Genomic DNA, 17476 nt, shown 5'->3' with positions numbered 1-17476 from the left:
TAGTTTAGGACCAAACTTTGGTTATGGCCCTCAGCAAAAAAATAGGTCTCCTGTTGGGGCCTGCCCTTTTCTTCCTGATCCTCATGCTTCCTTTTGACCTGGTCTCTGAATCCGGGGACAGGGTAATCGCGGTAGCGATCTGGATGATCACCTGGTGGATAACGGAATCGGTTTCCATCTCGGTCACTGCCTTACTGCCCCTCTTCCTTTTTCCATTACTCAAGATCATGCCGATCGGGGAAGTCGGCGCTAATTACGGCAGCCCTATCATTTTCTTATTCTTCGGGGGATTTGTCCTGGCACTGGCACTGGAAAAAGTGAACCTGCACAAACGTATTGCCTTAAACATTATCAGGATCACCGGCACCACACCCAACAGGGTGGTTCTCGGATTTATGATCGCAACCGCAGCCCTGAGTATGTGGATCAGTAACACTGCCAGTACGGTGGTCATGTTGCCCATTGCCCTGTCTGTTATAAAACTCCTGATCAATGATGCCGACGGTTTTACCAAGGATGACCAGAATTTTGCCTTGAGCGTTATGTTGGGGATCGCCTTTTCTGCAAATGCCGGCGGAATTGCCACGGTTATAGGCACCCCGCCCAATTCGGTCCTGATCGGGCTACTGGAAAACGAATACAATATCGAGATATCCTTCCTGAAATGGATGACCCTGGGGCTGCCCTTCTCCCTGGTACTACTGACCATTTGCTACCTGGTACTGGTTAAATGGATGTTCCCGAACAAGCAGCTGAAATTTGATGCTTCCCGGGAAGTTATACAGGTGGAATTGGAAAAATTGGGCCGAACCAGCGGGAGAGAGAAAATGGTGCTGACTATTTTTGGCGTCACGGTCTTTCTGTGGATCTTCCGGACTGTCATCAATGGAATCTTCCCCTGGCTCGACCTTTCAGATACCCTGATCAGTATGCTGGGTGCCATCTCGCTATTTGCCATTCCCTACAACTATAAAAAAGGAGATTTTATACTGGGGTGGCAGGATACTGAAAAACTGGCGTGGGGAATCCTGATCCTCTTTGGCGGGGGTCTTGCCCTGGCCAACGGGATGTCTGTCAGCGGGATCGTGGATATGGTATCAGCCGCAATTGCCACCAGCAACGTCAGTATCCTGGTGACCGCGGCCATGTTAATATTCCTGATGCTTTTTATGACCGAGCTGATGAGCAACGTCGCCCTGGTAGCCGTACTGGCCCCGGTTGTGGCAGGTATTGCCATAGGTCTGAATATCCCTATGTTACACCTGTTGATACCCGTAACTATAGCCAGTAGCTGTGCCTTTATGCTGCCTATGGCCACCCCGCCGAACGCTATCGTATTTGCCAGCGGTTATATACAGGTACACCAGATGGCCCGGGTGGGTATCATCCTCAACCTGATCGCGGTAGTTTTACTGATCATGCTGTTTGAATGGGTACTCCCCATCATGTTCTGATATAAAAAAACCTCCCAGGGGGAGGTTTGCTAATTCAAGTTGAGAACAATTTGGGGTTGTTATTTTAATCAGAGCGAAGACAATTTTTTCTCCGCTGCTTCACCTGACAGGCATTTTATTCCCCTGACAGTGATCTTTATCGGTTCGTTGTAGGCTGCGTAAGGATCGAAACCTGTTGGCAGGAACAGGCTGGTGTCAATTTCCGGGTCCAGGTCTGACTCTTCATCCTCTATATAAGATACACTCATAGGATCTACAGGGGCACTGTAGGGGTCAAAGTTTTCGGGAAGGTATTCCCTGGTATCAAAACCCAGGTCAATTTCGTTTTCTTCTTCAATAAAATTGATCTCGCTCAGATCCGGCTCAAGGAATTCTGCTACAGAAAGTCCCCTTTCCAGCCCCCATGGGTTCTCGTTGTCCCTCCCGTTATCCACGAGGGCCTGGTTTGTAATAAGGAAAGAGGTTGTTTCGACAAGATCATCAGTTTCTGATGTGTGATTGATCGGGTGATGCGGTGTGGTATCACTGCCCAGCAGTAAAAGGCCACTGAATAATAGGATGAGGTTCATTTTTTGATTGTTTAATGATGAATGGTTTTTATATTTAATAAGACTGGAAAGAAACAGGATTGTTACAATTTTAGGTTTAGTTTAACAACCTAAGTACTCTAGTATCAACACATAACACCTCGGAACAGCCGATTTTACCGATGAATTGCAACTCCTGGACCACCGGAAAATTACTGCTTCGACTTTCACCACAACTTTACGGGAATTGACAGCAAAATACCCGGAGTTCACAACATCCTGCCAGGGTATGTGACTTAAGAGCCTATCTTAGTTATATTAAAACCCCAAATTATGTCCTACAAAATCAAAAGCCTGCTCTACTTTGTTTGCTTTTTAGCAGCCATTGGCATCTATGAACTGACATCTCCTGAACCTACTCGGGAAGACGTTGTTGTGGATGCGGTAAAAGATGGTAAATCTAAAGAACTCACACCAGAGGCAGTAGTCCAACTGGAATTTGTACAATGATTTAAGGAACTCCAATTTGGTTCTTAAAGGCAAGGGCGCGGAAATTCCGCGCCCTTGTTATTTATAGGTAAAAGAGGTTTGACTCCTAGAGACTCTTTATAGTCTCTGAAAATGCCGTGAGCACCCGGTCCATGTCATCCATAGTTAGTGCATCATTAAGAAAATAGCTTTCAAAGGCACTGGGTGGAAGATAAACTCCCCTATCCAGCATGCCGTGAAAATATTTATTGAACATGTCGTGATCACCTGCCGCCGAACTGGCAAAATCGGTCACTTCCTGTTCAGAAAAATGCAGGGAGATCATAGAACCAAAGCGGTTAACCTGGTAAGGTATTCCCTTCTGCTCAAGAACAGGGATCATTCCTTCGTGGAGATAAGCAGTTTTCTTTTCAAGGCTATCAAATATTCCGGGGTTGTCGTTCAAGGCTGTGAGCATAGCATAACCTGCACTCATCGCCAATGGGTTCCCACTTAAGGTCCCGGCCTGGTATACCGGTCCTTCCGGCGCAAGGTGACTCATGATCTCTTCCCTGGCGGCAAAGGCACCTACCGGCAGCCCGCCCCCGATGACCTTCCCGAAGGTCGCGATGTCTGCCCGAACACCAAGTACTTCCTGGGCACCACCTTTAGCAAGACGGAATCCCGTCATCACCTCGTCAAATATCAGCAGTATCCCCTCCTTGTCACAGAGGGTGCGAAGGCCCTGGATAAAATCCTCTTTGGGAGGGATACAACCCATATTCCCGGCCACCGGCTCCAGGATGATCGCTGCAATCTCGCCCGGGTTTGCATCCACCAGCTGCTTAACCTGGTCCAGGTTGTTATAAGCGGCTAACAGGGTGTCTTTGGCAGTCCCCTGGGTGACCCCGGGACTGTTAGGTGTACCAAAGGTTACCGCACCACTCCCCGCCTGTATAAGGAAAGCATCAGCATGGCCGTGGTAACAGCCTGCAAACTTTATGATCTTCTCTCTCTTTGTAAAACCCCGGGCAAGGCGGACAGCACTCATACATGCTTCTGTCCCACTGTTTACAAAACGGATCTTATCTATCCCCGGAACCATGGAGACCGCAAGTTTTGCGATCCTGGTTTCCAGTTCTGTCGGCATCCCGAAGGAAGTACCTTTTTTAGCACTCTCGATCACGGCATCAAGGACAGGTTGGTAGGCATGGCCAAGGATAAGTGGCCCCCAGGAAGCGATAAAATCAATATACTCATTCCCATCTTCGTCATAGAAATAAGCCCCTTTGGCCTCTTTCACAAAGACCGGGGTTCCGCCAACTGCCTTAAATGCTCTTACCGGTGAATTCACACCACCGGGTATATACTGCTGTGCCTCTTTAAAGAGCGCACTGCTTCTTTGGTATCTCATATTACTGTCTGCTGTTTTCAGTCCGGATCTTGAGTACCTGTCCAATAGCCAGGTTGTGATCCTTCAGGTTGTTAAGTTCCATCAGGTCTAGAACCGATATAAAATATTTCCTGGAAAGCGAGTACAGGGTATCTCCTTTCTGCACGGTGTGCTGGGTGTAGAATACGGCCTTTGGCTCGCGCTTTACACTATACCCTTCCTGCAACACCTCCCGGTCATACTTGTACAACTGGTATCTTTCAATGAAGTCGATCAGTTTCTGGGGATAGCGCCTGTCTGTAGCGTAACCAGCGGCCCGAAGTCCGTGAGCCCATCCTTTATAGTCATCCCGCCGAAGGTCGAACAGGGAAGCGTAGCGGGCACGGGTTGACAGGAATATACTGTGATCCCTGAAGGAATACATAGGATGGTTGTATTTCCGGAAACACTCTCCTTTCTCATCGTCATCATGCGACTCATAGGCCCCGTTCCAGCCGGTATGGCATTTAATCCCGAAATGGTTATTCGTTTTACGGGTGAGTTCTCCCTGTCCATAACCACTTTCCAAAATTCCTTGGGCCAGGGTAATACTGGCCGGGATCCCGTAGGCTTTCATCTCGAACTGTGCAATCTCGGAGAAAGTGTCTATATAATCCTGTATATCGGTAATCTGTATGGTCACAAACTTACCATCATCCTCCGGCATAGGGTATATATCCTTCTCCCCGGGAGGGGTATTCTCAGCCCTGGTATGCTCCACGACAGTCCTTTCGGGTTTCTTATAGGTCGTACGCTTTTTGCTGCCACAGCCGGCCAAAAAGACAAGTAAAACCACGGCTGTCACCAATGATCTTATAGGCATAGTGTTGGTAGATTCTTTTTCATCAATTTTTCATTCATCCCTGCAATTCCCTGCAATCCTCCTGTATGTATGGCCAGTATCCTGCTGCCCGGGGAGAAATGCCCCCGCCTGGCCTTGTCGAGAATTCCGTATATCATTTTCCCGGTATAAACCGGGTCTAACGGAATTCCTGTCTTTTCCCTGAAGTCATTGATAAAATGGATAAGCTCTTCAGTTACTTTAGCATACCCGCCAAAGTGGTAATTTTCTTCCAGGGACCAGTTTTGATTCCGGGCAAAGTTACAAATATCTTTCTTCAAAAAAGAACCTTTAAGTGCGGGAAAGCCTATGACCTGCTGGTGTTTATGTGCACTGTTGATCAGTCCTGCGAGGGTACCTCCTGTCCCGGCACTGCAGCAGATATAATTGTATTCCCGGTCAGATCCTGCCAGTATTTCTTCACAACCCTTTACGGCCAGGATATTCGTTCCCCCTTCGGGAAGCATGTAAAAATCCCCAAAGTGTTGTTGTAAGGATGCCAGGAATCCGGGTTCGTCCTTCTGTCGGTATTCCTTCCTGCTAATGAAGTGCAGGGTCATCCCGTTCCCGGATGCTATTGAAAGTGTAGGATTAAGGGCTTCCTGCCCGGCAAGTTCCTCACCCCTGATGACCCCCACCGTTTTGAAGTTCTGTTCTTTGCCCACCCGTGCCGTAGCGGCAATATGGTTAGAATAGGCTCCGCCGAAGGTCAGGAGGGTATCACATCCCCTGCTCCTCGCCTCCAGCAGGTTGTATTTTAATTTGCGGTATTTATTGCCGGAGATAATGGGATGGATCAGATCTTCCCTCCGGATATCGAGGATCACCCCGGCATCCGCCAATACAGGAAGTTCTACCCGTTGTGTAGTGACCTGGATAGGAAGGTTAAGGCTCATGGCCTCAAAGATATTTAATAAATGCGAAGGGTTTACGGTTCTGAAGGTAGTCCAGCTTGCTTTCCTGTTCGTATGCTTCCCTTTCAAAACTCAGGTTCTTATAGGCTTTGTATGCATCCCTGTATATGAGCATCCTGACCAGCCATTCAGTGAAGTATAAAATATAGAAGGGAAGAATCAGTAATTCCTGCTGCTGTCTCAGGTGGATCCTTTCATGGTTGATCAGCACCGCATCTTTCCGCAAGGCATCGGCCTTGAGGATGATCAGTGGCCATAAGGACAGGCCAACATAATTCTTAAGAAAGATTGGGCGGAAAACCACTATCATAAACGGAGTCTTATTTTATAAAACTAAAGTTACAGGTATAATTCCAAAACCACTGCATATCCGTGTTTTAGAGCAAAAAATTACGTTAAATCGTTAATTCTGACCTACCTTCACGCTAATTGGGACACGTATCTTCAAATTATTAATTCATTAATTTTGTAAAAACAAAACGGATCCCCCATGAAGAAATTTATTCCTGCCGAGGAAGGAGATTACTACCTGACCAAGGAAGGATACAGGGTTTTCACTGCACAGTATCTTCTCAAGAGAGGCTATTGTTGTGAAAGCGGCTGCAGGCACTGTCCTTATGGCTATGACGCTAAAACCAACAGTTACTGAAACTGGGGCTTTCGGCATGGTATTTGTGACTTTTTCAATTACGTTGTTCTAAAAAAAATACTATGAAAAGATTCAAACTACTTGGGCTACCGGTACTGCTATTACTTGTGGCCAGCGCATGTGTCTCGGTTCGTGTCGCTACCGATTACGATACCCGGGCCGATTTTAATACTTACAAAAGTTATGCCTTTTATAAAACAGGGATAGACCAGGCAGAGATCTCCGACCTTGATAAGAAGCGTATTCTCAGGGCGATTGAAGCCGAGATGGATTCCCGCGGGTTTGTCAAATCCCAGGATCCCGATCTCCTGGTAAGCATTTTCACCCGGGAAAAAGAACGGGTAGATGTCTACAACAACCGCTTTGGCGCAGGCTGGGGCTGGGGTTGGGGCTGGGGTTGGGGCTGGAACGCCTGGAACCCTTATGGCTTCGGATGGCCGGGCTGGGGAGGCTATAACGTTTCCACCACGACAGAAGGTTCTCTCTTTATAGACCTGATCGATGCCAGGACCAAAGACCTGGTATGGCAGGGCCGCGGTGCAGGTTCCCTGAACTATTCAGGAAATATTGAAAAGAAAGAAGCACGGATCAAAGAATTCGTACGTGAAATACTGGCTGAGTACCCGCCAAACAGGGCAGGTGCCAAATAAACTTCGACCGCCCTTTTCGGGCGGTTTTTTGTATATTTACGGTAGAAAATTTTGAACGAATGTCTTACGAGAGTAATCCTATACTGGACAAGTTACCCAAGCATTTAAAGCAATATATAAAGCCACAGCATTACGATTCCTATACAGCTATAGACCAGGCGGTCTGGCGGTATGTTATGCGTAAGAACGTGGACTACCTCAGCAAGGTTGCTCATTCCTCGTATCTCGAAGGCCTGAAGAAAACTGGTATCAGCATTGATCATATTCCCAATATGTACGGGATGAACCGTATCCTGAAGGAAATAGGCTGGGCTGCCGTTGCAGTAGATGGCTTTATACCGCCCTCGGCCTTCATGGAATTCCAGGCTTACAACGTGCTGGTGATTGCCTCGGATATCAGGCAGCTCAACCACATAGAATACACCCCTGCCCCGGACATTATCCACGAAGGAGCCGGGCATGCCCCTATCATTGCAAACCCGGAGTACTCGGAATACCTCAGGCGTTTCGGGGAAATAGGCAGTAAGGCCATCTCCAGTGCAAGGGATTATGAACTCTACGAGGCTGTCCGCCATTTATCCATCATCAAGGAGGCTGAAGACACCCCCGAGGACGAAATAGAAAAAGCCGAGAAACATATAGAATACCTGCAGGAGAATATGGGCGAACCCAGCGAAATGGCCCTTATCCGTAACCTCCACTGGTGGACCGTAGAATACGGCCTGATCGGCAGCCTGGATCAGCCTAAGATCTATGGCGCAGGATTACTCTCCTCTATCGGTGAAAGCGCTTGGTGCATGACTGATAAGGTGAAAAAGATCCCCTATTCCATCGAAGCCGCACAGACATCGTTCGATATTACCAAACCCCAGCCACAGTTGTTCGTAACGCCCGACTTTGCGTACCTCAGCCAGGTGCTGGAGGAATTTGCCAATACCATGGCCCTCAGGAAAGGCGGACTGGAAGGCGTTGAGAAGCTCATCCATTCCGATGCCCTGGGCACCATTGAACTAAGTACCGGGTTACAGATATCCGGGGTATTCAAGGAGGTGATCGCCCATGAAGGAAAGCCGGTATATGTACAAGCCGTGGGTCCTGCCGCACTGGCATTCCGGGATCGCGAACTGGTGGGGCACAGTACCCGTCATCACAGTACCGGATTCGGAACCCCCATCGGCAAATTAAAAGGGATCAACCTGCCCATAGAAGATATGAGCCCGGTAGACCTGAAAGCCTATAATATATACGAAGGAGAGACGGTGAATCTCGAATTCGAAGGAGGAGTGACCATTGAGGGTGAGATCGTGACAGGCACCAGGAACCTGAAGGGTGAGATCATCCTGATCACCTTCCGAAATTGTAAGGTTACCCACGAAGACAAAGTGATCTTCGCTTCTAATGAAAACCTGTACAGCATGGCAGTTGGAGAGCGAATCATTTCTGCTTACAACGGTCCGGCAGACCTGCAGAGTTTTGATCTCATCACCCACGAGATCTCCCAGACCCCGCCTAAGGACAACCGTTCCCCCGAACGCAAGAGGCTCGCATCCTTCTACGAGCAGATCCGTCATTTCCGGGAAGGGAAGAACACTACAGTATCAAGGAATAAGGTTTTCAAGGAAATAGTTAAGCACTATCCTAACGACTGGTTACTGTCTGTGGAACTATACGAACTGGCCGTTGAGAGCAACAACCACGAGTTTGCGCAGGAAATTGCAGCACACCTGAACCGGGTCAAGGAAGAGAATCCCCACCTGGGGCACCTGATCGATGACGGCCTGGCATTGGTAGACCAGACCCTGGTCCCCTGAGCACAGGGAATCTGCCATAATGATCTAGAATTCCATAAAGGGATATGATCTCTTAAGATCGGTAATCTTCTGTTCCAGGGATTGCAGGAAACTGCGATGTGCCTGGGAATTGGGATTATACGGTCTGTGTGCCTTTCCTCTCCGGACGGCTTCTACCTGCTCCATTACGGGGTAAGCCCCGGCAGCAACTGATGAGGCTTTAAAACGTTCCCAGATGTAATTGATCGCGATCTCGTTGGGATGTACCATATCAGGCCCGTAGAAACGGTAATCCCTCAATTCATCCATCATCAGTTCATAAGAAGGGAAGTAAGTCGCTCCTTTCAAGGTATGTACCGCAGCGATCAAATGAGCTTTACTGCGTTGGTTCTCGGTGAACCCGTCCCTGAGGTGCCTTACAGGGGAAACCGTGTATACGATTTGCAACCCCGGATTCACCTTGCGCACCAGTTGGGCCAGTTGCTCCAGGTAACCAGCGATCACGGGCTGAGTCAATAGTTCTTTCCGGAATTCGCGCTGAGGCACCTTATGGCAGTTCGCTACCAGTTTCCCCGTTCTTTTATAGCGGTAGACCCATGCCGTGCCAAGGGTGATCAGTAAATGCGTGGCTTTCTTTATGTAGGCGGCTGTCTCGTCCAGGGCACCGTTCAGGTTGCGCAACAGCGTATCCTTGTCGGTATGACTGAGGTCTGAATGCACCGCGAAACAATGCCAGCGTTCGTTAAGAAAAAAAAGATCATCCCCGGTGAAATGATCCTTCTCCAGGGATCGCCTGACAATTTCGTAAATGGCCTGGGGCTGGTAGATGATACCAAACGGGTTCAGCAGGGACCGGAATTGGTAATACCCGAGTTTACCCCCTATATGCTCGGCAAAACAGGATCCGAGGACCAGTACCTTTGAGCTGTAATCTATAGGATGGGCCGAATTGCTTATCGGTACCCTGGTAAGAAGTTCCATATCAGTCTATATACTGCTTAGCCGCTTCCAGGGCCTCAGCAATTCCATCGGGATTCTTCCCCCCGGCAGTGGCAAAGAAAGGCTGCCCGCCTCCTCCACCCTGGATATATTTACCCAGTTCCCGGACAATAGTACCCGCATTCAGCTCTTTGCTCGCCACCAGTGGCTTGGAAATATAGCAGGAGAGTACTGCCTTCCCATTCTGCTCAGAAGCGAGCAGGAGAAACAGGTCGTCATACTGCTGACCCATCTCGAAGGCCAGGTCTTTGATCGCCCCCGCATCCAGGTCCACCTTACGGGCCAGGAAATGGGTGCCGTTTACCTCGGCCAGCTCCCCGAGTAATTCGGATCGCAATTGTTTGGCCTTATCCTTCTGCAGGCCTTCCAGTTCTTTTTTCAGGCGCGAATTCTCATCCTGTAAGGAGACTACAGCCTTCACAGGATCTTTGGCATTCTTAAGCGCTTCTTTGACCGCCTGCAGCTCCTCGCCGGTTTTCCTGTAATATTCTTTTACGGCTTGGGAGGTGATTGCCTCTATTCGCCGGATACCTGCCGCGATACCACCTTCCGAGGTGATCTTGAACTGCCAAATCTCGGCCGTGTTCTGTACGTGGGTACCTCCACAGAGTTCCATGGAATCCCCGAAGCGCACTGTTCTTACCGCATCCCCGTATTTTTCACCAAAAAGCGCTATGGCTCCTTCTTGCAGGGCCTTTTCCATAGGGATGGCACGCTGCTCCTTTAACGGCAGTTGCTCCTCTATTCTTTCGTTCACAAAGGCTTCTACTCGGGCGATCTCTTCTTCGGTCATTTTCGCGAAATGGGAGAAATCAAATCGCAGGCCTTTGGCGTGTACTGCCGAGCCTTTCTGCTCCACGTGGCTACCCAGCACCTCTCGCAATGCCTGGTGCAGCAAGTGGGTGGCGGTATGGTTCCTCGCCGTCAGCCTGCGCTTCTGCAGGTCTACGCTGGCATGGTAAGTGGCTTGCAGGTCTGCCGGCAGTTCACTGGCAATATGCACGATCTCGTTGTTCTCTTTGCGGGTATCGGCGATCCGTATCTTATCACCTTTAGCACTTGTCAGCACCCCCTGGTCCCCCACCTGTCCTCCACCTTCGGCATAGAACGGGGTCAGGTTAAAGACCATCTGGTAATGGTCTCCTTCCTTCTTGGAACTCAGTTTACGGTATTTTACCAGCTTAACGTCGGCCTCGAGGGTATCGTACCCCACAAATTCCTGTTCCTTATCATCACTGAGGACGGTCCAGTCCCCTTTTGTAACTACAGAAGCTTTCTTAGACCTGCTCTTCTGTTCCTGCATGGCTTCATCAAATCCTTCCGCATCGAGGGAATACCCTTTTTCTTCCAGGATAAGCGCGGTAAGGTCGATGGGGAAACCGAAGGTATCGTAAAGTTCAAAAGCTTTCCGGCCATCCATGACCTTCCCCTTCATTCCGGCGATCATATTATCCAGCAACTGCAACCCTTGCTCCAGCGTCCTGAGGAAGGCATGTTCCTCTTCCTTTACCACGTTGGTCACCAGCTGTTCCTGTTCTTTCAGTTCGGGGTAGGCCTCGCCCATCTGGGAGGTAAGTTTGCCTACCAGTTTGTACATGAATGCCTCCTGGGTATCCAGGTAGGTAAAGCCGTAACGGATGGCACGGCGGAGTATCCTGCGGATGACGTACCCGGCACCGGTATTGCTGGGCAATTGCCCATCGGCAATGGCGAATGATACCGCGCGGATGTGGTCTGCAATAACCCTGATGGCGATATCTACCTGCTCATCTTTCCCGTAGGTCTTGTTGGTGATCTTACTGATCTCGGCGATCAGTGGAGTAAAGACATCCGTATCGTAGTTGGATTGTTTCCCCTGGAGCACCATACATAGACGCTCAAAGCCCATCCCGGTGTCCACGTGTTTCTCGGGCAATGGTTCCAGCCTGCCATCTGCTTTCCGGTTGTACTGTATAAATACGAGGTTCCAGATCTCTACCACCAGCGGGTGATCCTGGTTCACCAGTGATGCCCCGGACACCTTCTGTCTTTCTTCGTCACTCCTGAGATCCACATGGATCTCCGAGCAAGGACCGCAGGGTCCCTGGTCTCCCATTTCCCAGAAATTGTCCTTCTTATCCCCCATCAGGATACGGTCTTCGGGGACAATAGTTTTCCACAGGTCAAAAGCCTCCTGGTCCAGGGTAAGTTTATCGTCATCGTCGCTTCCTTCGAACACGGAGATATAGAGCCTGTCCTTATCTATCTTGTACACCTCGGTCAGTAATTCCCAGGCCCACTCGATCGCTTCCTTCTTGAAGTAATCCCCAAAGCTCCAGTTGCCAAGCATCTCGAACATGGTGTGGTGGTAGGTATCCTTCCCCACCTCTTCCAGGTCGTTGTGCTTTCCACTCACCCTGAGGCATTTCTGCGTATCCGTCACCCTCCTGTCCGCAGGGGTATTTATCCCCAGGAAAAACTCCTTGAACTGGTTCATCCCGGCGTTGGTAAACATCAGTGTGGGATCGTCCTTGATGACCATCGGGGCCGATGGAACGATCTTATGTTTTTTGTCCCGGAAAAAATTTAAAAAGGTAGAACGGATATCCTTAGAGTTCATATAAAAAGGCAAGGTTTTACTAATTTTAGCGCTTTGTGCGAAACAATTTTTATATTTGTTAGACGCACCCCGCAGAGGCACAAAAATAGGATAAAATCCATACATGTCTAAGGTTAAATATTATTACGATCCCGATACGCTTTCCTATCGGAAGATAGAACCCAAAAAATCCAGAAAATACCGGAATATCTTCCTGTTTTTACTCGCTTCCGCGATCTTCGGATTCCTGGGACTGATGATCCTGCTCAACACTGACCTGTTCAACACGCCGAGGGAACTGTCGCTGGCCAGGGAAGTGAAGAATTACGAGCTGCAGTTTGAGCTCATCAACAGGAAGCTGGAGCAGATGGAGCAAGTACTCGCCAACATCGAGGACAGGGATAATAATATCTACAGGCTTTATTTTGAAGCCAACCCCATTCCGCCGGAACAACGCAGGGCAGGTTTTGGTGGAGTGAACCGGTACAAATCCCTCGAGGGATTCAATAATTCGGAAATGATCATTGCCACGGCCAAGCGGGTGGATATCATCCAGAAACAGATGGCCATCCAATCCAAGTCTTTGGACGAGGTCACCAAGCTGGCAGCAGAAAAAGAAAAGTTACTGGCCGCTATCCCGGCCATACAGCCCATACGGAACGAGGAGCTAACCCGGATGGCTTCAGGTTACGGGTGGCGCTCTGACCCGTTTACAAAGGCAAGGAAAATGCACTGGGGGATGGACTTTACAGCACCCAAGGGTACGCCCATCTACGCTTCCGGCGACGGCAAAGTGATCAGGGCAGACAATAATTCCTCGGGATATGGTAAACATATCCGGATAGATCACGGCTATGGCTATATGACCCTCTATGGGCACCTCAGCCGTTATAACGTAAAAAAGTGGCAACGCGTTAAGCGGGGCGACCTGATCGGGTTTGTCGGCAGTACCGGGAGGTCCGAAGCCCCCCACCTTCATTACGAGGTATGGAAGGATGATGAGCGGATCAACCCCATCAACTTCTATTACGGCAGTTTAACCGCCGAGGAGTTCGAGAACATGTTGAAATTTGCCAACCAAGAAAACCAATCCCTGGATTAATGCACATAGAACTGCCTGAAAAACGATATTACGGCATAGGCGAAGTTGCAAAGGCCTTTGACGTGAACACTTCCCTGATCCGATTCTGGGAGAAGGAGTTTGACGTGCTTAAACCAAAGAAGAATGCCAAGGGGAACCGGAAATTCACTCCCCAGGACATCAAGAACCTGCAGCTGATCTACCACCTGGTCAAGGAGCGGGGATTTACGCTGGAAGGCGCTAAGACCCATTTAAGGGAAGAACGAAAAAAAACCTTGTCCAATTTCGAGATCATACAGAAACTGGAACGGATCAAGGCCGAATTAGAAAAAATTAAAAACCAACTTTAATATACCAACCATGAAAAAATGGATCATCCCGGTAATTATCATTGCCGTAATCGCTATAGGGCTCTACCAGTGGGCCGTCGGGTTCAACAACACCGCAGTAAAATACGAAGAGAATGCAAAGACCAAATGGTCTAACGTTGAGAGTGCTTACCAGCGCAGGAACGACCTCATCGGGAATTTGGTTAAGACCGTACAGGGTGCTGCCGACTTTGAAAGAGGAACGCTGACCGACGTGATTGAGGCCAGGGCAAAAGCCACCTCCACCACCATCGACGCAGACAACCTGACCCCGGAGAAACTGGCGGCTTTCCAACAGGCACAGACCGGCTTATCATCTGCCTTATCACGACTCCTGGTAACCGTGGAGCGCTATCCCGAACTGAAGGCGAACCAGAATTTCCTGGAACTGCAATCACAGCTGGAGGGAACTGAAAACCGCATCAATGTCGCTCGCGACCGTTTTAACGAGGAAGTAAACGTATACAATATCCACATCCGGAAATTCCCGAATTCGATCCTGGCCGGTATATTCGACTTTGACAAGATGGCGCGCTACCAGGCCGATCCCGGTTCTGAAAACGCACCGGATGTAGACTTTGATTTTGAATAGATGAAAGACGAGGTAGAGGAGTTTCTTAGCACAGAAGACGAGGAAGCCATTGTACAGGCTATCCTGGAGGCAGAACAGAACACCTCCGGCGAGATCCGGGTGCACCTGGAACCTCATACCTCGAAAGATCATTTTGAGCGGGCAAAGGAAGTTTTCCACTACCTGAAAATGGACAATACCCGGGAGAGGAACGGGGTACTGATCTATGTAGCCATCAGGGACCACAAGTTCGTGATCCTGGGCGATAAAGGCATAGACGACAAAGTGCCCAAGGGTTTCTGGGACAGCACCCGCGACATATTGCAGGCTCATTTTAAAAATAAAGAATTCCGACAAGGTCTTGTACAAGGCATACTGCGCGCCGGGCAGGAATTAAAAACCCATTTTCCGTGGCGACCGGAAAACCGAAACGAACTATCCAATGAGGTTTCCAAAGGTTAGCCTGTTAATACTTATTCTTTGCAGCTGGTTCACGACATCAGCCCAGTTCAAGATCCCGGAAAAGCCGGACAAGGAGACCAGTGTCTATGATTACGTAGACCTGCTGAACCCGGGGCAGGAAAAAGCCCTGGAGGAAAAGCTCATCCGTTATTCGGATACCACTTCTACCCAGATCGTGATAGCCATCATCGGCAGTACCGAAGGCGAGAACATCAATTACCTCGGCGCCCAATGGGGCCAGGCCTGGGGAATCGGGCAGGCCGATGAGGATAACGGGGTTTTGGTACTCCTGGCGAGGGATGACCGCCGGATCGCCATCAATACAGGGTACGGCACGGAAGCCACGCTTACCGATGCCCTCTCCAAAAGGATCATAGAGAACATCATTATCCCCGAGTTTAAACGAGGCGACTACTACGCCGGGCTGGACAGGGGATCTGACGCAATTTTCGCAGTCTTACAGGGCGAATTCACAGGTACTCCACAACCCCGTGGCGGCAAAGGTTTCCCGCTGGGCAGCATACTGCCATTCCTCATTTTTGTAGTCATTATCATCATCCTCGCCAACCGCAAGAACCGTGGCGGCGGCCCCGGAAGCAAAGGCCGATCCGGCTTCGACATCTGGGATATGATTATCCTGAGCAATATGGGCCGGGGTGGTTACCGTGGTGGCAGTTCCGGCGGAGGATTCGGCAGCGGAGGAGGTTTTGGCGGCGGCTTCGGAGGAGGCTTCGGCGGCGGTGGCTTTGGGGGTGGAGGTGCAAGCGGCGGCTGGTAGCCGCCGCTTGCCGTCACGCGGTCACACCGTCATACCGTCATACCGTCATACCGTCTCACTGAAATTTTGTTATTTAGAAAGCGGAGTGCAAATTAAAGGTAATGAGTCGGATTATCTTATCATGAAATTTAATATTCATGATACATACACAACTGGATGTCTGGAAAAAGAGTATAGAGCTGGTAAAAGAAGTATACCTGTGTAGTAAGCGATTACCGAAGGAAGAGCAATTTGAATTAGCATCGCAGATGCGGAGAGCTGCTATTTCTATACCTGCAAATATTGCCGAAGGAGCCACCAGAAGATCTACAAAAGACTATCTGCGATTTATAAGAATATCTTACTCCTCCTTAGCCGAACTAGACACTTATTTTGTTTTAGTGCAAGAACTTAATTACATCAGGAAAGAGGATCTCCCCATTCAGTTACTCATTTCGGTCAGGAAAATGCTATACCGATTGCAAGATAGCCTAAGTAAGCAACTAGTGTAATTGGGACGATAGCTTCAAGTATTGACTCATTTATAGAGACGTCGCTTGCTACAGGTTTTCCGGTGTGACGGCGTGACGGTGTGACGGCATCCCGGAAAAAATAGCCACGCTATTTTTTCCTCATAAATATAGTAACCGGCACTCCCGTAAAATCGAACTGCTCTCTGAGTTTATTCTCCAGGAAGCGTTTGTATGGTTCCCGAACATATTGCGGGAGGTTACAGAAGAACGCGAACTGCGGGTAATGGGTGGGTAACTGGGTGCAGAATTTAATTTTCACGTATTTACCCTTGTAGGCCGGTGGTGGAGTGCGCTCGATGATGGGCAGCATCACATCGTTCAGTTTACGGGTAGGGATACGTTTGCTGCGGTTTTTAAATACTTCGACCGCGGTTTCCATCGCCTTGTAGAGACGTTGCTTGGTAAGCGCAGAAATGAAGAGGATAGGTACATCGGTAAAAGGCTCTATCCGTTGTTTGATCATCTTGGTATATTCCTTTACGGAGTGGGTGTCCTTATCCACCAGGTCCCATTTATTCACCAGGATGACTATCCCTTTGTTATTGCGTTGGGCCAGCCAGAAGATGTTCTCTACCTGTCCGTCAAAACCACGGGTGGCATCCAGGAGCAGGAGGCAGACATCACTGTATTCTATAGAGCGTACCGCCCTCATGACCGAATAGAATTCGAGGTCTTCCCTTACTTTAGCCTTTCGGCGGATCCCGGCGGTATCCACCAGGTAGAAATCGAACCCGAACTGGTTGTACTTGGTATCAATACTATCGCGGGTAGTACCGGCGATATCGGTTACAATATTGCGCTCCTCCCCTATCAGGGCGTTGACGAAGCTCGACTTCCCTGCGTTAGGTCTTCCGACCACCGCGAAGCGGGGCAGGTCGTCTGCAGGAAGTTCCCCTTCGGGCAGTACCTCTACCAGGGCATCAAGTAGTTCCCCGGTACCGCTTCCATTGATACTGGAGATGGTATAGTATTCACCGAGTCCAAGGGAATAGAACTCCACCGCGTCCTCACTTCGCTTGGCATTATCAACTTTGTTGACCACCAGGAATACGGGCTTGTCTACCTTGCGCAGTAACTTGGCCACATCTTCATCCATCCCGGTAACCCCGGTTTCAACATCCACCATAAAGAGAATGGCATCAGCCTCGTCGATAGCCAGGTTCACCTGCTGGTCAATGGCTTCCTCGAAGACATCATCACTACCAACCACGTACCCACCGGTATCGATCAGCGAGAACTCCTTCCCGTTCCAGTCGCTTTTCCCATAGTGGCGATCACGGGTCACCCCACTGGTCGCATCTACGATAGCTTCCCTGCGCTGCAGCATGCGGTTAAAGAAAGTCGACTTCCCTACATTAGGTCGTCCTACAATGGCAACAATGGCACCCATATTATTCAATTA

Annotated in this window: 19 protein-coding genes; 11 read left to right on the top strand and 8 right to left on the bottom strand. The window is 49.4% G+C overall.

Features of this window, described 5'->3' with window-relative positions; genetic code table 11:
* Positions 1-23 precede the first annotated feature (23 nt).
* Positions 24-1454 (top strand): SLC13 family permease, encoded by a 1431-nt coding sequence (locus CLV82_RS06185; protein WP_133643405.1) that lies wholly within the window; start codon positions 24-26, stop codon positions 1452-1454.
* Positions 1455-1522: 68 nt separating this feature from the next.
* On the opposite strand, the gene CLV82_RS06180 is transcribed toward CLV82_RS06185, so the two are convergent.
* Positions 1523-2023 (bottom strand): hypothetical protein, encoded by a 501-nt coding sequence (locus CLV82_RS06180; RefSeq protein ID WP_133643404.1) that lies wholly within the window; start codon positions 2021-2023, stop codon positions 1523-1525.
* 291 nt (positions 2024-2314) lie between these two features.
* Between CLV82_RS06180 and CLV82_RS14700 the strand changes: the two genes are divergently transcribed.
* The gene (locus CLV82_RS14700) at positions 2315-2491 is read left to right on the top strand and encodes a hypothetical protein (RefSeq protein WP_166636674.1); all 177 of its coding nucleotides are present in this window, start codon (positions 2315-2317) and stop codon (positions 2489-2491) included.
* A gap of 85 nt (positions 2492-2576) precedes the next feature.
* Here CLV82_RS14700 and hemL read toward each other — a convergent pair whose 3' ends face one another.
* Genes hemL through CLV82_RS06160 form a run of 4 tightly spaced genes read right to left on the bottom strand, consistent with a single transcriptional unit; the run spans position 2577 to position 5946 of the window.
* A complete protein-coding gene (gene hemL, locus CLV82_RS06175) occupies positions 2577-3863 on the bottom strand; it encodes a glutamate-1-semialdehyde 2,1-aminomutase (protein WP_133643403.1) in 1287 nt (428 codons plus the stop codon).
* 1 nt (position 3864) lies between these two features.
* On the bottom strand, positions 3865-4704 hold the full coding sequence (locus CLV82_RS06170; RefSeq protein ID WP_133643402.1) for a glucosaminidase domain-containing protein: 840 nt from the start codon (positions 4702-4704) through the stop codon (positions 3865-3867).
* Complete coding sequence (locus CLV82_RS06165; RefSeq protein WP_133643401.1) at positions 4695-5618, bottom strand: 1-aminocyclopropane-1-carboxylate deaminase/D-cysteine desulfhydrase; 924 nt, start codon at positions 5616-5618, stop codon at positions 4695-4697. Before CLV82_RS06165 ends, CLV82_RS06170 begins: the two co-directional genes overlap by 10 nt.
* Before the next feature lie 4 nt (positions 5619-5622).
* Entirely contained in the window at positions 5623-5946 is a 324-nt protein-coding gene (locus CLV82_RS06160; protein WP_133643400.1) for a hypothetical protein, read from the bottom strand.
* A 180-nt stretch (positions 5947-6126) separates the two neighbouring features.
* Between CLV82_RS06160 and CLV82_RS14695 the strand changes: the two genes are divergently transcribed.
* The 3 genes from CLV82_RS14695 to CLV82_RS06150 all read left to right on the top strand — a co-directional run bounded on the left by CLV82_RS14695 (position 6127) and on the right by CLV82_RS06150 (position 8746).
* Complete coding sequence (locus CLV82_RS14695; RefSeq protein ID WP_166636673.1) at positions 6127-6285, top strand: DUF5522 domain-containing protein; 159 nt, start codon at positions 6127-6129, stop codon at positions 6283-6285.
* A gap of 62 nt (positions 6286-6347) precedes the next feature.
* Positions 6348-6935, top strand: coding sequence for a DUF4136 domain-containing protein (locus CLV82_RS06155; protein WP_133643399.1), 588 nt, complete (start codon positions 6348-6350; stop codon positions 6933-6935).
* Between the two features lie 59 nt (positions 6936-6994).
* Complete coding sequence (locus CLV82_RS06150) at positions 6995-8746, top strand: aromatic amino acid hydroxylase (RefSeq protein ID WP_133643398.1); 1752 nt, start codon at positions 6995-6997, stop codon at positions 8744-8746.
* A gap of 24 nt (positions 8747-8770) precedes the next feature.
* Here the strand turns inward: CLV82_RS06150 and CLV82_RS06145 are convergent, their stop codons facing one another.
* Together CLV82_RS06145 and alaS are read right to left on the bottom strand one after the other, a co-directional pair.
* The gene (locus CLV82_RS06145) at positions 8771-9706 is read right to left on the bottom strand and encodes a GSCFA domain-containing protein (RefSeq protein WP_133643397.1); all 936 of its coding nucleotides are present in this window, start codon (positions 9704-9706) and stop codon (positions 8771-8773) included.
* Between the two features lies 1 nt (position 9707).
* On the bottom strand, positions 9708-12323 hold the full coding sequence (alaS, locus tag CLV82_RS06140) for an alanine--tRNA ligase (protein ID WP_133643396.1): 2616 nt from the start codon (positions 12321-12323) through the stop codon (positions 9708-9710).
* 103 nt (positions 12324-12426) lie between these two features.
* On the opposite strand from alaS, the gene CLV82_RS06135 reads away from it, so the two are divergent.
* From CLV82_RS06135 to CLV82_RS06110, 6 genes are all read left to right on the top strand, one after another.
* Positions 12427-13404 carry a M23 family metallopeptidase gene (locus tag CLV82_RS06135; protein ID WP_133643395.1) on the top strand — a complete coding sequence of 326 codons (978 nt, stop codon included), beginning with the start codon at positions 12427-12429 and terminating at the stop codon, positions 13402-13404.
* Positions 13404-13733 (top strand): MerR family transcriptional regulator, encoded by a 330-nt coding sequence (locus tag CLV82_RS06130; RefSeq protein ID WP_133643394.1) that lies wholly within the window; start codon positions 13404-13406, stop codon positions 13731-13733. Before CLV82_RS06135 ends, CLV82_RS06130 begins: the two co-directional genes overlap by 1 nt.
* A 10-nt stretch (positions 13734-13743) precedes the next feature.
* Complete coding sequence (locus CLV82_RS06125; RefSeq protein WP_133643393.1) at positions 13744-14343, top strand: LemA family protein; 600 nt, start codon at positions 13744-13746, stop codon at positions 14341-14343.
* On the top strand, positions 14344-14784 hold the full coding sequence (locus CLV82_RS06120) for a TPM domain-containing protein (protein WP_133643392.1): 441 nt from the start codon (positions 14344-14346) through the stop codon (positions 14782-14784).
* Positions 14765-15562: a TPM domain-containing protein gene (locus CLV82_RS06115; RefSeq protein WP_133643391.1), complete on the top strand. Its 798-nt coding sequence runs from the start codon at positions 14765-14767 to the stop codon at positions 15560-15562. The genes CLV82_RS06120 and CLV82_RS06115 overlap by 20 nt, the downstream gene beginning before the upstream one ends.
* Positions 15563-15699: 137 nt before the next feature.
* The gene (locus CLV82_RS06110) at positions 15700-16053 is read left to right on the top strand and encodes a four helix bundle protein (RefSeq protein ID WP_133643390.1); all 354 of its coding nucleotides are present in this window, start codon (positions 15700-15702) and stop codon (positions 16051-16053) included.
* Positions 16054-16162: 109 nt separating this feature from the next.
* On the opposite strand, the gene der is transcribed toward CLV82_RS06110, so the two are convergent.
* The gene (gene der / locus CLV82_RS06105) at positions 16163-17464 is read right to left on the bottom strand and encodes a ribosome biogenesis GTPase Der (protein ID WP_133643389.1); all 1302 of its coding nucleotides are present in this window, start codon (positions 17462-17464) and stop codon (positions 16163-16165) included.
* Positions 17465-17476: the final 12 nt, after the last annotated feature.

Source organism: Zeaxanthinibacter enoshimensis (assembly GCF_004362865.1).
Taxonomy (GTDB): Bacteria; Bacteroidota; Bacteroidia; order Flavobacteriales; family Flavobacteriaceae; genus Zeaxanthinibacter; species Zeaxanthinibacter enoshimensis.
The sequence above is the reverse complement of the archived record's forward strand: the minus strand, read 5'-3'. Positions and strand labels throughout refer to the sequence as shown.

Coding starts and splice junctions, on each gene's coding strand:
- CLV82_RS06185 (WP_133643405.1), top strand. CDS start 24: ATGGCCCTCAGCAAAAAAATAGGTCTCCTGTTGGGGCCTGCCCTTTTC.
- CLV82_RS06180 (WP_133643404.1), bottom strand. CDS start 2,023: ATGAACCTCATCCTATTATTCAGTGGCCTTTTACTGCTGGGCAGTGAT.
- CLV82_RS14700 (WP_166636674.1), top strand. CDS start 2,315: ATGTCCTACAAAATCAAAAGCCTGCTCTACTTTGTTTGCTTTTTAGCA.
- hemL (WP_133643403.1), bottom strand. CDS start 3,863: ATGAGATACCAAAGAAGCAGTGCGCTCTTTAAAGAGGCACAGCAGTAT.
- CLV82_RS06170 (WP_133643402.1), bottom strand. CDS start 4,704: ATGCCTATAAGATCATTGGTGACAGCCGTGGTTTTACTTGTCTTTTTG.
- CLV82_RS06165 (WP_133643401.1), bottom strand. CDS start 5,618: ATGAGCCTTAACCTTCCTATCCAGGTCACTACACAACGGGTAGAACTT.
- CLV82_RS06160 (WP_133643400.1), bottom strand. CDS start 5,946: ATGATAGTGGTTTTCCGCCCAATCTTTCTTAAGAATTATGTTGGCCTG.
- CLV82_RS14695 (WP_166636673.1), top strand. CDS start 6,127: ATGAAGAAATTTATTCCTGCCGAGGAAGGAGATTACTACCTGACCAAG.
- CLV82_RS06155 (WP_133643399.1), top strand. CDS start 6,348: ATGAAAAGATTCAAACTACTTGGGCTACCGGTACTGCTATTACTTGTG.
- CLV82_RS06150 (WP_133643398.1), top strand. CDS start 6,995: ATGTCTTACGAGAGTAATCCTATACTGGACAAGTTACCCAAGCATTTA.
- CLV82_RS06145 (WP_133643397.1), bottom strand. CDS start 9,706: ATGGAACTTCTTACCAGGGTACCGATAAGCAATTCGGCCCATCCTATA.
- alaS (WP_133643396.1), bottom strand. CDS start 12,323: ATGAACTCTAAGGATATCCGTTCTACCTTTTTAAATTTTTTCCGGGAC.
- CLV82_RS06135 (WP_133643395.1), top strand. CDS start 12,427: ATGTCTAAGGTTAAATATTATTACGATCCCGATACGCTTTCCTATCGG.
- CLV82_RS06130 (WP_133643394.1), top strand. CDS start 13,404: ATGCACATAGAACTGCCTGAAAAACGATATTACGGCATAGGCGAAGTT.
- CLV82_RS06125 (WP_133643393.1), top strand. CDS start 13,744: ATGAAAAAATGGATCATCCCGGTAATTATCATTGCCGTAATCGCTATA.
- CLV82_RS06120 (WP_133643392.1), top strand. CDS start 14,344: ATGAAAGACGAGGTAGAGGAGTTTCTTAGCACAGAAGACGAGGAAGCC.
- CLV82_RS06115 (WP_133643391.1), top strand. CDS start 14,765: ATGAGGTTTCCAAAGGTTAGCCTGTTAATACTTATTCTTTGCAGCTGG.
- CLV82_RS06110 (WP_133643390.1), top strand. CDS start 15,700: ATGATACATACACAACTGGATGTCTGGAAAAAGAGTATAGAGCTGGTA.
- der (WP_133643389.1), bottom strand. CDS start 17,464: ATGGGTGCCATTGTTGCCATTGTAGGACGACCTAATGTAGGGAAGTCG.